This is a genomic window from Clostridioides sp. ES-S-0049-02, assembly GCF_020658465.1.
Classification (GTDB): Bacteria; Bacillota; Clostridia; order Peptostreptococcales; family Peptostreptococcaceae; genus Clostridioides.
Genome location: NZ_JACVWG010000010.1, coordinates 1 through 13,104 on the forward strand (window position 1 = coordinate 1; position 13,104 = coordinate 13,104).

Annotated in this window: 14 protein-coding genes; all 14 read right to left on the bottom strand. The window is 29.1% G+C overall.

Features of this window, described 5'->3' with window-relative positions; translation table 11 throughout:
- Window positions 1–217: 217 nt before the first annotated feature.
- Window positions 218–796 carry a bifunctional precorrin-2 dehydrogenase/sirohydrochlorin ferrochelatase gene (locus IC213_RS16200; RefSeq protein ID WP_227436126.1) on the bottom strand — a complete coding sequence of 193 codons (579 nt, stop codon included), beginning with the start codon at window positions 794–796 and terminating at the stop codon, window positions 218–220.
- Between the two features lie 169 nt (window positions 797–965).
- On the bottom strand, window positions 966–1,931 hold the full coding sequence (gene hemB, locus IC213_RS16205; RefSeq protein WP_227436135.1) for a porphobilinogen synthase: 966 nt from the start codon (window positions 1,929–1,931) through the stop codon (window positions 966–968).
- A gap of 15 nt (window positions 1,932–1,946) precedes the next feature.
- Window positions 1,947–3,446 (bottom strand): uroporphyrinogen-III C-methyltransferase, encoded by a 1,500-nt coding sequence (gene cobA, locus IC213_RS16210; protein ID WP_227860657.1) that lies wholly within the window; start codon window positions 3,444–3,446, stop codon window positions 1,947–1,949.
- Complete coding sequence (hemC, locus tag IC213_RS16215) at window positions 3,436–4,341, bottom strand: hydroxymethylbilane synthase (RefSeq protein WP_227835025.1); 906 nt, start codon at window positions 4,339–4,341, stop codon at window positions 3,436–3,438. The genes cobA and hemC overlap by 11 nt, the downstream gene beginning before the upstream one ends.
- Before the next feature lie 29 nt (window positions 4,342–4,370).
- On the bottom strand, window positions 4,371–5,849 hold the full coding sequence (locus tag IC213_RS16220; protein ID WP_227836410.1) for a cobalt-factor II C(20)-methyltransferase: 1,479 nt from the start codon (window positions 5,847–5,849) through the stop codon (window positions 4,371–4,373).
- An 18-nt stretch (window positions 5,850–5,867) separates the two neighbouring features.
- The gene (gene cobK, locus IC213_RS16225) at window positions 5,868–6,620 is read right to left on the bottom strand and encodes a precorrin-6A reductase (protein WP_227825295.1); all 753 of its coding nucleotides are present in this window, start codon (window positions 6,618–6,620) and stop codon (window positions 5,868–5,870) included.
- Window positions 6,617–7,342, bottom strand: a complete 726-nt coding sequence (gene cobJ / locus IC213_RS16230; protein ID WP_227835024.1) for a precorrin-3B C(17)-methyltransferase — start codon at window positions 7,340–7,342, stop codon at window positions 6,617–6,619. Before cobJ ends, cobK begins: the two co-directional genes overlap by 4 nt.
- Window positions 7,339–8,463, bottom strand: coding sequence for a cobalt-precorrin 5A hydrolase (cbiG, locus tag IC213_RS16235; RefSeq protein ID WP_227483578.1), 1,125 nt, complete (start codon window positions 8,461–8,463; stop codon window positions 7,339–7,341). Before cbiG ends, cobJ begins: the two co-directional genes overlap by 4 nt.
- Window positions 8,447–9,199: a cobalt-precorrin-4 methyltransferase gene (locus IC213_RS16240; protein WP_227436149.1), complete on the bottom strand. Its 753-nt coding sequence runs from the start codon at window positions 9,197–9,199 to the stop codon at window positions 8,447–8,449. The genes cbiG and IC213_RS16240 overlap by 17 nt, the downstream gene beginning before the upstream one ends.
- Window positions 9,192–9,767, bottom strand: a complete 576-nt coding sequence (locus tag IC213_RS16245; protein WP_227483579.1) for a decarboxylating cobalt-precorrin-6B (C(15))-methyltransferase — start codon at window positions 9,765–9,767, stop codon at window positions 9,192–9,194. Before IC213_RS16245 ends, IC213_RS16240 begins: the two co-directional genes overlap by 8 nt.
- Window positions 9,757–10,365: a cobalt-precorrin-7 (C(5))-methyltransferase gene (locus tag IC213_RS16250; RefSeq protein WP_227483580.1), complete on the bottom strand. Its 609-nt coding sequence runs from the start codon at window positions 10,363–10,365 to the stop codon at window positions 9,757–9,759. The genes IC213_RS16245 and IC213_RS16250 overlap by 11 nt, the downstream gene beginning before the upstream one ends.
- Window positions 10,362–11,588 (bottom strand): cobalt-precorrin-5B (C(1))-methyltransferase CbiD, encoded by a 1,227-nt coding sequence (gene cbiD, locus IC213_RS16255; RefSeq protein WP_227860658.1) that lies wholly within the window; start codon window positions 11,586–11,588, stop codon window positions 10,362–10,364. Before cbiD ends, IC213_RS16250 begins: the two co-directional genes overlap by 4 nt.
- 8 nt (window positions 11,589–11,596) lie before the next feature.
- On the bottom strand, window positions 11,597–12,229 hold the full coding sequence (locus IC213_RS16260; protein ID WP_227436158.1) for a cobalt-precorrin-8 methylmutase: 633 nt from the start codon (window positions 12,227–12,229) through the stop codon (window positions 11,597–11,599).
- Window positions 12,217–13,104: a cobalamin biosynthesis protein gene (locus tag IC213_RS16265; protein ID WP_227836407.1), complete on the bottom strand. Its 888-nt coding sequence runs from the start codon at window positions 13,102–13,104 to the stop codon at window positions 12,217–12,219. The genes IC213_RS16260 and IC213_RS16265 overlap by 13 nt, the downstream gene beginning before the upstream one ends.

Genomic DNA, 13,104 nt, shown 5'->3' on the forward strand with positions numbered 1-13,104 from the left:
AGCCAGGATCAAACTCTCAAATAAAAGTTTATCAGGCTCAGATACTATTGTTATCTAAATATCTGGCTTTATGGTTTGTTTCTTGTTTTATAAATTAACCTACTGTTTAATTTTCAAAGTTCATTTTTCATGTTTGCCCTTTTCTTAAGGACAAGTAATACTATATCACCTTAAAAATAATTCGTCAACAGCTTTTTTATATTTTTTTTAAAAAACTTTATACATTAAACTTTTTTAATTCATCTAAATCAAGTACTATCAACATATTAAGTATACTTTTTCTTTTATTTTTATCTTGATATTTTTTTATAACTTCTTTTCTAATCTCGCCTAACACGTTCAAATATTCCTCATAATCCTCAGTATATTTTTCTTCTAGCTCCTTTTTTATTTTTGAAGACAAAGATGGACTTTTACCCCCTGTGGATACACTTATAAGCAAATCACCTCTTTTTACATATGATGGAACAGTAAAATTTGATATTTCTACATTATCAACAACATTTACTAGTTTTTTATTTTTTCTACAATATAATCCTATTTCTAAATTCAGCTCCCTATTATCTGTAGCAGCAATTATCACAGAGCTACTTTCTATATATTCTTCTTTATAATCGTCTTTTATTATATTTATGTTACCTTCTAAATCATGAAACTTATTTAAAATATGTTTAGAAACTACAGTAACACTCTTATTAAAATCTAAAAAGTTTTTACATTTCCTATATGCAACCTCTCCTCCTCCTATTATGACTACATCTAAGTCATCTAATTTTAAGTTAATAGGATATAGCATTTTTTACCCTCCAAAATTTTTATTAAATACATAAACAAATATAGAAATTGTAAAGTCACTTATATTTTCATTTACTAAGATTATAGATTACTAAACTTGTAGATGAAAATATTTTAAAATAACAAATTACAATTTCTATACTTTTCATAATACTTTATATTTTAATAGCTTATTTTCTTAATAATTTAGCAATATCTTTAGCAAAGTAAGTTATTATTATATCTGCTCCTGCTCTCTTTATAGATGTGATTGCTTCAAGAATTACATCTTCATTTAATAATCCTTCTTTAACAGCTAACTTAAGCATAGAATATTCTCCACTTACATTATAAGCAGCTAAAGGCAAATCAAAATTATCTTTAACTCTTCTTATAACATCTAAATATGATAATGCAGGTTTAACCATAAGTATATCTGCACCTTCTAATACATCAAGTTCTGTTTCTATCATAGCTTCATTGCTATTTGCAGGGTCCATCTGGTATGTCTTTCTATCTCCAAATGATGGTGCTGAATGAGCTGCTTCTCTAAAAGGTCCATAAAAATTTGAAGCGTATTTGACACTGTAAGCCATTATACCGATATTTTCCAAACCATTTTCATCTAAAGCTTCTCTTATTGCTTGTATTCTTCCATCCATCATGTCAGATGGAGCAACCATATCTGCTCCTGCTTTAGCATGACTTACAGATATCTTAGCTAAATATTCTAATGATTTATCATTATCAACATAACCAGTATCTGTTAAAATTCCACAATGTCCATGACTTGTGTACTGACACATACAGACATCTGTTATTACATTTATATTTGAATCTATTTCCTTTATCTTTCTAATCGCTTTTTGTACTATTCCATTCTCATTAAATGCTTGTGATGCACATTCGTCTTTTTCATCTGGTACACCAAATAACATTATATGTTCAATTCCTAAATCTCTTATTTCTTTTATTTCTTCTTCTAACATGTCTATTGATAAGTGATAAACATCTGGTAAAGATTTAATTTCTTCTTTTACATTCTCCCCTTCTACTACAAATAAAGGATATATTAAATCTTCTACATTTACTTTAGTTTCTCTTACCAAATTTCTTATTGCTTTACTTGCTCTTAGTCTTCTTGGTCTTCTTAACATCTCAATCCTCCAAAATTAATTTTCTATAATTAAATCTACTAATCCATTTATTGTAGATGTTGTAGCCTCTTTATATAAGTTTATTCCTAAATTATTTATTGCCTCTGTAGTTATAGGCCCTATAGACAATACTTTTATTTTATCTAAGATTTTAATATTTTCTTTTCCTATAATCTCAATAAGATTATTTACTGTTGATGAACTTGTAAATGTTATATAATCTATCTCATTCGAATTTAAAATATCTAATATTTCATTTCTTTTATCTTCATCTATCACGGTTCTATATGTATGTATTTCTGTTACTTCACAAATTTCCTTAAGCTTATCAACTAAATAGTCTCTAGCGTTTTCTGCTCTAGGTATAAGTATCTTATCATTTTCAGTTAAAATTGATGATAGCTCTTCATATAATGATTCTGCTACAAATTTTTTTGGTACTATATCTGCTGTAATTCCTCTTTTCTTCAATTCACTTGATGTCGCTGAGCCTATTGCACATATCTTTAGGTTAGATAATATTCTTGAATCAAAATTCACTTCATAAATCTTCTCAAAAAATATTTCTACTGCATTTTTACTGGTTAGTATTAGATAGTTATATTCATTTATATTTTTTATTTCATTTTCCAATTTAGTATTATTCTGTATTTTTTCTATCTTAATAGTAGGTATCTCTATTGGATTCCCACCTAAATCCATTATCTTTTCTACTAATACACTATTTTGATTTCTAGACCTAGTCACAGCTATACTTTTTCCAAACAAAGGTTTCCCCTCAAAGAAATTCAGTTTTTCTCTAAGTCCTACAACACTTCCAACTACTATAAGAGTTGGTGGTTTTACTTCTTCTTTGATAGCAACTTCATAGACATTTTCAAGTGTAGATGTAACAACCCTTTGATTATATCTAGTTGCCCAACTTATAAGAGCAACTGGTGTATCTTTGCTCTTTCCCTCTTTCATCAAGTTTTCACTTATTTTCTTCAAGTTAGAAATCCCCATCAAAAACACAAGAGTGCCTTTATTGTTTGCAAGAGCATTCCAATTTAATTCCCCACTATCATCACCTTTCAGATGACCTGTTATTACATGAAATGATGAAGCATGGTCTCTGTGTGTTATAGGAATACCCGCATAGCATAAACCTCCTATTGCAGAAGTTATCCCTGGAACTACTTCAAACTCTATACCTTCATCCACTAGAGTCTCTGCTTCCTCTCCACCTCTACCAAATACATAAGGGTCTCCACCTTTTAAACGAGTCACAAGTTTTCCTTCTTTAGCTTTTTCTGCTATAACTCTATTTATATCTTCTTGTGGCAAAATATGATTGCTTGATGCCTTTCCTACATATATAAATTCACAATCTGTTTTAGCTTCTCTTAAGTAACTACTATTTGCTAATCTATCATATACTATTACATCCGATTTTCTTATACACTCTAAGCCTTTCAGAGTCATGAGTTTATAATCTCCTGGTCCTGCACCTACTAAGTAAACCTTACCCTTCATAACTTTCATACTCCTTCAATACAAGTTTAGCTAACTTTAAACCTAACTCTCTAGGAGAAGAGATATCCCCTTCTATGGACTTAATTACTATTTTATCTCCTTCTGAATCTCCATATAAACCAGTAAGATGTATTTTATCTTGATTTATTTCACAATAAGCTGCCATTGGAATATGACAACTTCCATTCACACCATCTAAAAATCCTCTTTCAGCTAATATTTGGATTTCTGTATCATTATCTTTTAGTGAGTTCACTATCTCCTCAACATCACTATCATTACTTCTTATCTCTATAGCTAAAGCCCCTTGAGCAGGTGCTGGAATGACAACATCAACAGGTAAATAAGAACTTATTTTATCTTGTAAATTAGCCCTTATTATTCCTGATGCAGCTAATACAATTCCATGTAGATTTTCATCTTTAATTTTTCGTATTCTAGTCTCTACATTTCCCCTAACTTGAACTATGTTTAAATCAGGTCTTTGCTTTAATAATTGAAACTTTCTCCTTTTACTCCCTGTTCCTATTACTGCTCCATGAGGTAAATCATCTAAGCTTTTATATTCATCTCTAAGTATTAACACATCTCTTGGGTCTTCTCTTTTAGGTGTATGAGCAAATTTTAGTCCATCTGCCAAATAAGAAGGCATATCTTTCATACTATGTACTGCTATATCTATCTGTCCATCCAATAATTGTTGCTCTATTTCTTTTACAAATAATCCTTTATCACCTATTTTATCTAATGAAACATTTTGAATTATATCTCCTTTTGTTTTTATAATTTTGATTTCAAAATTAATATAAGGATATTTCTTTTTTAGCTCATTTATTACCCATTCAGTTTGTATAAGTGCTAGATTACTACCCCTAGTTCCAACCACGATATTCATATTAAATCTCCTTTAAATATTACATTCGTCTATTTTATTTTGTTCTCTTTATTTACTAGTATCGTAGAAAAATAAGATATCTTATCTTCAAGATGTGCTTCTCTTAAATCCTTAAATACAGTTTCACTATCTTGAGACGAATTACTAACTAAAATAGCATGTTCTATCAGATTATATTTTTCTAATTTTTTTATTATTTCTTTAAAATTCTTATACACTTTCATTAACACTATAGAATTATAATTTTGTAGAGCATTCTCTATCTTATCATCTTCCATAGTACAAGGAACTACTACTAATGCTTCTCTATCCATAACTAATGGAAAATTTTGATTAGATGCTATATTAGAAAACGAAGAAATTCCTGGTATAGTTTCTACTTCTATCTCATCTACTATTCTGTTCATTATATACACATATGTACTATAAAGCATAGGGTCACCCAATGTTACAAATCCTACATTTTTACCATTATTAACATCTGATATAATTTCCTCTGCTACATTGTCCCAAGCTAGTTCTTTTTCGTTTCCATCAAAACTCATTGGGAAATGTCTAGATTTTATCTCTAGTGATTCTGGTAAATACTCATTAACTATTGATAATGCCAAGCTTTCTCCACCCCTTTTTGACTCCGGAGTGTATAAAACATCTAGTTTTTTTAGAGTATTAACTGCTTTTATTGTAAGTAAAGTGCTATCTCCTGGTCCTGTTCCTATACCATAAAACTTAGCAGTTTCTGCACATTTAAGAGTATGACGAACAAATTTATCTTGTATATAAGGATTTTCTCCTAGCCCTTTTAAATGAATTTTAACATTAAATCCATTATCTTCAAGTATTGTCTTCCAAGAATCCTCTTCATCTCCTGCCATATCATTTATAGCATGGTCACCTGCAACTAGCATAAATGGCATTAAATTTATAGTTTTTATATTGCCTTCTTTTAATCTTCTCATTACATGTTCTATTTCTGGATAACCTTCAACCGTACCAACATAAGCATTTACTCCATTATCTCTAAGCATATATTCTAAGGCTGGATATGCTGAATGAGACTCATGAACTGTTCCATGACCCATAAATACTACTGCTTCATCACTTTCCATATGAGGAATTTGATGTTTAATTGCCTCTACTGATTCTTGATAATCCTCTATGTGAGTAAGTAAAGGTCTACCTAATATAAGTTTTTTAAATTTAGAAGAATAGCTTTCTACTTGTTCTTTTAGCTTATTAAATTCTTCTCCACATATAATATGAAGCGTTTGAATTATTACTTCGTCATACCCTTGCTCATATATTTTATCTAAAGCTTGTATAGGGTTGTCTATTTCTATGCCATCTCTTTTTTTTATTTTGTTTATTATCATATTTGATGTATACGCTCTAAAAAAATCATAGTTTTTTAACGAATTCTTTATTTTATTTTCACACACATCTATTGTCTTTTCTCTTGTTTCATGGTAGCTTGTCCCAAAACTTACTACTAATAAGGCTTTCTTCATATCTTCTCCTCCTAAAAATCACACAATTATGTCTTTAATTTTATTTATGTCATTAATTACATTTTCGTAGTTAATCGATTCTCGTTTAATAATTACTACTGGTATATTGAGATTTTTACATGCATTTACTTTTTCTAAAAAACCTCCTGCTACCCCACTTTCTTTTGTTATAACTAAATCTACATCATAATGTTTATATGTTTCCTCGTTTATACACTGGCTAAACGGACCTTTCATTGCTACTATATTGTCTGCATTTAAACCTAATTTTTCACAACTTAAGATAACTTCACTTGTCGGAAGAACTCTAACCACTAAATTTTTATTACTTATTCCTTCTACAAATCTGTTTAAGTTTTTACTTCCTGTTCCTATAAATATATTTTTTCCTATTTTATTTGCAATTTTACAAGCTTCTTCAATTGTATCTACTATAAACTTATTGTCATAATTTATTTCTTCTATTAACGATTTTCTTTCAAATCTTATATACTCTATGTTTGATAACTTTGCACAAATAATAGCATTTTTAGATACTTCAACTGCATAAGGATGAGTAGCATCTATTATTCTAGCTATATGATTATCCTTTATAAACCTTAGCATTTCTTCTTTTCCAAGCTTACCTAAAACTATATTATTTGTATGTTTTTGTGCAAGTTCTTTTCCATATTCTGTAGTTACTGAAAGTACATAGGACTGATTTTCCAATTCATTTATCATATCACATATAGCTAAACTATCTGAAGTTCCTCCTAGAATCAAAATCATACTGTATAACCTCTTGGAGTTATCATCAGTTCACCATCAATATAAGTAGATTTATTTCCGATTATAACCATAGTAGTCATATCAACTTTTTCAAAATCCATATTCTCAAAAGTACATATAAACTTAGTTTCTTTTTCTCTACCTACATCTTTGACCACTCCAACAGGTGTATTTCCATATTTAAACTCTCCCATTATTTTAAATGCTTTACTTAGATGTTCACTTCTTCCCTTACTTCTTGGATTATACAGGCATATTACAAAATCAGCTTCTGCAGCTAACTTTAATCTTTTTTCAATTACTTCCCATGGAGTCATTAAATCACTTAAACTTATATGACAGAAATCATGCATAATAGGTGCTCCAAGTATAGCTGCTGCACCAATACTAGCAGTAACACCTGGAATTACTTTAACTCTTATGTCTTCACTTTCCTTAGATATTAATTCTAAAATAAGTCCTGCCATTCCGTATATACCAGCATCTCCACTACTTATAACTGCTACTTTTTTCCCTTTTTTCGCTTCTTCTACTGCTTGTTTACATCTGTCAACTTCTTGTCTCATACCATTTTGAATTATTTCTTTATCACTTATAAATTCTTCTATTAAATTTATATAAGTCTTATACCCAACAATAGCCTCAGAGTCCTCTATCGCTTTTATCGCCTCTAAAGTCATAGTATCTTTATTTCCTGGTCCAATTCCTACAACATATATCATATTTTTATTCTCCCTACCGAAAAAGTTATTCCTTTATATTTGTGTTTTTCAACTATTAAGTTTCCTTTACTTAAAAGATATGCTACAGGTTCTGCTACTGAATATACACCTACATTTTTTTTCACAAAATCGGATTTATCAAACATATCATCAACTTTGGATATTTCATCTATTGAAAATGTCTTAAATGGCGCTTTTAGCTTTTTTGCTAAATCAATGATTGCCTTTTCATCTTTTTTTAGGTCTATACTTCCAATGATTTTTACAGCTTTAATATCTATATTTTGTACCTCAAAAAATTCTAGTAAAGAATCAAACATCAACTTACTATCTGTGTATCTTCTACACCCAATCCCTATAACTATATCTTTTGGAATCACTTTTATTATTTTTTCTCTGTAATAATTATGTGTAAAGTTATTATCCACATCTAAACTTTCTATATCTTTAGTAAAATTTATCTTGTTGCTTACTATAACTATCTTTTCTATATCTTTATTTAAAAAACTATCTTTTAATCCTTTACTACTTTTTATAAGCTTAAATCCTCTAGTGTCAACTTGATAACCTTCCTCAACATACAAACCAACACATTTACCATTTACTAACATAGAATTTACTTCTTTTACATTTTCTCTAAAGTTATCAATATAAGCATTTAATTTTTTTGCTATCATATCTAAAGAAGCTTTTTGGTTTACATCAGTAGCTGTTGTTATTACTGGATTCGCATTGATAAGACTACTTATATAATGCGTTAAACTATTTGCTCCTCCAATATGTCCACTCAATAAACTTATTACATTTTGTCCTTTCTCATCTATCACTAGAATTGCAGGGTCACTAAACTTGCTTGTTATATATGGTGCTATACTTCGTACAACTATCCCTGTCGCCATTATAAATATTATGTACTCAAATTTATTAAATACCTCTCCTACAAAATCACTTAGTTTTTTTTGTATTATTTGTACAGAATCTTCCTGACTAATATCTAAAGTACCTTTTTTATTTTTTATTTGATATACAACACAATTGTCCACTAAAGATTCTATCTTTCTAGCTAAGTTTTTTCCGTTTTCAGTAATACAAATTATAGCGATATTACCCTCTATACTCATGTTTAAAATCCTTATCATATAACTTTGAGTTATTATATTCTTCTCCTAAAAATCTACCTACCATTATTAAAGCAGTTTTATTTATGTTATTTTCTTTAACTTTTACAGCTATATCATTTAAAGTTCCTTTAACTATTTTTTCATCTGCCCATGTAGCTTTATATATAACCGCTATAGGAGTGTCCTTTGGATAACCGCCTTCTAATAATTTAGATACAACCTTCTCAATCTCTTGAACTGATAAAAATATTACCATAGATGTCTGATGCTTAGCATAAGATTGTATTGATTCCTTTTCAGGAACTGGAGTCCTTCCTTCCATTCTCGTTATAATAACACTTTGAGAAATTTCAGGAACTGTATATTCCACTCCTAGAGATGAAGCTGCCCCTAAAAAAGAACTCACTCCTGGTGTACAATCATAGTCTATATTCAATTTATTTAAATCTTCCACTTGTTCTCTAATTGAACCATATATAGAAAAATCTCCTGTTTGTAATCTCACAACAGACTTGTTATTTTCTATACCGTCTCTCATAACATCTATTATTTCTTGTAAATCCATATGTGCACTATTATGTATTTGACAATCTTCTTTACAATATTCTAAAAGTTCAGGATTGACAAGTGACCCAGCATATATTACTACGTCTGCATTACTTAATAGTTTATATCCTTTCAAAGTTATTAGCTCTTTGTCTCCAGGTCCTGCTCCTACAAAATGTACTTTATTCATCATCATCTTCCCCTTTTTCACAAGATATTATATATATAGGATTTAGTGGTTTAAAATATTCACCTTTTCCCAGTTTCTCTAGTTTAGAAACATTTAAAACACATACATCTATTTCTTTAAACCCATATTTTCTAAGTAACTTTAGAGTTTGGTTAAATGTTTCTATGATTATAAAATTAGCTACAAGTCTTCCTCCTGTAATTAAAGTTTTTTTAGACCATGCTATTATTTCTTCTAAGTTATTTCCAGTACCCCCAAGAAAAATAGAATCAACTTTAGTATTTAAGCTTATGTTTATCGGTGCATAACCTTTTATTACTTCTACATTTTTCAAATTAAACTTTTTAATATTTTTTTCTATAAGTTCTACAGCAGCATCATTTTTCTCTATAGATATAACCTCTAGGTTGGGATAGTTATATGCAGCTTCAATGCTTACACTTCCTGTACCAGCACCTATATCTATAAAACTCTCAGCATTTACTAAATCTAGTTTGCTTATTGATATTGCTCTAACTTCTTCTTTAGTAATTGGAACCTTACCTGTTATAAATTCACTATTCCTCATCTAAAATCACCACAACATTCATTCCGAAATTGTCCATTCTTATTATTTCATCTGGCTTTGCTATTGTTATTTTTTCATTGTCATATGATAAATTCTCACCTACAACAATAATTTTATTTAAATTCCTATCTATTATTTCTTTACTTATTTGCTTTGGTCCTATCTTAGAATCTGTAACCATACATACTTTTTTATGTGATAGTATATAATCGAAATCTGGTATTTTACCATGGCTACTGGTAATATATAAATCATTCATATCAACATATATCCTTGAAAATATATATTGTAAAGAACTAATTCCAGAAACCATATTTAACATCTTATTATCAATATTTTTAGATAAATACTTACCTATACCATATATCAGTGGGTCACCTGAAGCTATTATTGATATTTGCTTTTCACTATTGTTATTTATATACTCTACAATTTCTCTTAAATTAGAATCTAATATTATTTTTTCTCCTTCAAAGTTTTTTACAGATTCTAAATTCCTTCTGCCACCAATTAATACATCTGAAGTAGAAATTAAATTTTCACCTTTTTTTGTTATATAGTCTAAGTTACCAGGCCCTAAACCTATTATATTTATCATATAAAAACCTCCAATAAATCATCTGTATTATCTGATTTTCCTAGCAAAGACTTATCCATTGAAAAAATTACTACTTCTACATCAATATCATCTACATCTTCATTTAAATATTGCTTTACTCTATCTCTACATTTATTACTCAATATATTATAAACCTGTTTATATTCGCTATTATTTATTAACTCTACAGCTTCTTCAGCAGTTAAACACTGATTTATTTTATGTAAAAATTCATGTGTAGCTCCCATTAAAGCTAGATTTGCCACTAATATCTCACTTCTAGCATCTGCTACTTTACTATGAGTATTAAAAATCCCAGCTGATACTTTTATAAATTTACCTATATGCCCAGCCATCAATATTTTTTTATATCCTATTCTTTGAGCCTCTTTAATCATATAACCAATAAAATTACTGGTTCTTACTACATACTTAATATCTAAGTTCAGTTTCTCTCTTATAAATTGTTCTCCATGATTTCCTGGAACTAATATTATCTTGTCTAAACCTTGTTCTTTTTTCATTTGGAGTTCTATAGATAAAGATTTTTTCCAGCCCTCATCGCTCATTGGCTCAACTATCCCAGTTGTTCCTATTATAGATATTCCTCCAACTATTCCTAACCTTGGATTAAATGTTTTTTTTGCGATTTTTTCTCCTTGTGGAGCAAAGATTGTTATTTTTAAAACTTTATCATGCCCAAGCATAGATTCAAAATCACTTTCTATAAGCTTTATTATTTCTTGATTTATCATTCTTAATGGAGTTGGATTTATGGCAGGTTTACCAACACCTACACTTAATCCTTTTTTAGTTACTACTCCAATACCAGTTCCACCATAGACCCTAATAAATTTATAGAGTTCACTTTGACATTCTTCACTGATATTTATGTTATCAATATTTTCTAAGGTAAGATAACTATTGCTATCATCAGTTTTAGATATAATTTCAGCTCTTGCATAGATATCCATAGTATGTGTTGCATCTATATCATCTCCACCATCTTTTTTTACAGAACATTCCACAAAGTCATCAGAAATGTTTACATTATCAATATTTAATGATAGTGGTATTCCCTTAGGAGTATCTATGTTTATTGTATCAATTTTATTTTTTGTAATCATCATATACACAGCAGCCTTAGATGCACCTGTAGCACAAGAACCTGTAGTATATCCTCTTCTATACTTTTTCCCATCTATATATACATATTCTTCCATATAGATACCTACATGGCATATAAGATAGCATTCACTATTGCTGCTGCTAAATTACTACCACCTTTTCTACCTTTAGAAATTATATATGGTATATCTGTCTTTTCAACTTCATCTTTTGACTCCTGTGCTCCTACAAAACCTACAGGAACTCCTATAACTGCATCTACATCCAATTTCCCTTCTGATTTCATTTCCATAACTTTATATAAAGCTGTTGGTGCATTCCCAAGTACAAATATCTTTCTTCCTTCTTCTTTTGATGCAATTTCTACAGCTGCCATAGAGCGGGTAATACCTTTTTCTTTAGCTACTTTTGCAGTTTCATCATTCGCTACTAAACATTTATATTTGCATCCCAATGCTTCCAACTTCTTCTTATTTATTCCACTCAGAGCCATATTTGTATCTGTATAAATACTTGCATTATTTTTTAGCGCATCTATTATACTATCAACTGCCTTTTCTGATATTTTTAATATATCCAAGTAATCAAAATCAGCAGTAGTATGTATAGCTCTTTTTATTATTTTTTCTTCAATCTCATTTTTAAATTTATAATCTGGTCTGATTTCATCTATTATTCCTTGTATTAATTCAAAACTTCTCTCTTCTATTTTCATAGGATTCTTTATGTATTCCATTCTACTTCCCCCTTAATTCCACCATCTATTATATCCAAGGTATAGATTTTATTATAAACAGAATTTATATTAGACTCACATAATACATCTATTAATTTCTTATCATTCATAAGCTTATCAATTAAAATCCCTATTACTGTACCACTATGGGCAATATTTACTCCATAGGCTCCATATAGCTTAGATATTTTTATTATTTCATTTAAGTATTCTTTTTTTTCTATATTTTCGTTTGCTAAACTACTTAATGTACAAGCCTCTCCAACTAAGGATAAATCATCTTTCTTCAGACCTTCTTCTAAAAGAGCAAATGACTTTTTTATAATTTCCTTATTTTCGATTTTTAGCTTACTATAATCTTTCCTCATTCTAATTTTCATCGTATCTAATACTTTATTAGGTTCAAGAATTATAACTTTTGCATTAGTTATATTTCCCAAGTATTTTATAACAGTACCATTTAAGGGATTAAATATACTATTTTTATTTATAAATATAGAGTCTGTTGGTTCTATTTCTGCTGCCAATTTCGATATTTCTTCACTATTTAAATCTTTATCTATTAACGATAATGTTGCTTTTATAGTAGCCCCTATATCAGCTGTCGAACTTGCCATCCCTTTTCCAACAGGTATTTTGCTGTTTATATTTAAAGAAATGTTTTTGGTATCTTTTTTAGGCAAATTAAATTTTTCAAATACCTTTTCTATAGCTATTCTTGATTTATGTCTACCTAAATTTATATCTTTTAATTTCTCTTCAATACATACCTTAGAGTACATATTTATAGCATATGAACATAGATATTCTTCATCATCTATTATCCCTTGAACAAACTCTCCACATGATGCTGGACATATTCCATAAGATTTCAT

Coding starts and splice junctions, on each gene's coding strand:
- IC213_RS16245 (WP_227483579.1), bottom strand. CDS start 9,767: ATGAGGAATAGTGAATTTATAACAGGTAAGGTTCCAATTACTAAAGAA.
- hemB (WP_227436135.1), bottom strand. CDS start 1,931: ATGTTAAGAAGACCAAGAAGACTAAGAGCAAGTAAAGCAATAAGAAAT.
- cobK (WP_227825295.1), bottom strand. CDS start 6,620: ATGATTTTGATTCTAGGAGGAACTTCAGATAGTTTAGCTATATGTGAT.
- IC213_RS16220 (WP_227836410.1), bottom strand. CDS start 5,849: ATGAAGAAAGCCTTATTAGTAGTAAGTTTTGGGACAAGCTACCATGAA.
- cbiG (WP_227483578.1), bottom strand. CDS start 8,463: ATGAGTATAGAGGGTAATATCGCTATAATTTGTATTACTGAAAACGGA.
- hemC (WP_227835025.1), bottom strand. CDS start 4,341: ATGAATATCGTGGTTGGAACTAGGGGTAGTAATCTAGCACTTATACAA.
- IC213_RS16200 (WP_227436126.1), bottom strand. CDS start 796: ATGCTATATCCTATTAACTTAAAATTAGATGACTTAGATGTAGTCATA.
- cobJ (WP_227835024.1), bottom strand. CDS start 7,342: ATGATATATGTTGTAGGAATTGGACCAGGAAATAAAGATACTATGACT.
- IC213_RS16260 (WP_227436158.1), bottom strand. CDS start 12,229: ATGGAATACATAAAGAATCCTATGAAAATAGAAGAGAGAAGTTTTGAA.
- cbiD (WP_227860658.1), bottom strand. CDS start 11,588: ATGGAAGAATATGTATATATAGATGGGAAAAAGTATAGAAGAGGATAT.
- cobA (WP_227860657.1), bottom strand. CDS start 3,446: ATGAAGGGTAAGGTTTACTTAGTAGGTGCAGGACCAGGAGATTATAAA.
- IC213_RS16265 (WP_227836407.1), bottom strand. CDS start 13,104: ATGAAATCTTATGGAATATGTCCAGCATCATGTGGAGAGTTTGTTCAA.
- IC213_RS16240 (WP_227436149.1), bottom strand. CDS start 9,199: ATGAATAAAGTACATTTTGTAGGAGCAGGACCTGGAGACAAAGAGCTA.
- IC213_RS16250 (WP_227483580.1), bottom strand. CDS start 10,365: ATGATAAATATAATAGGTTTAGGGCCTGGTAACTTAGACTATATAACA.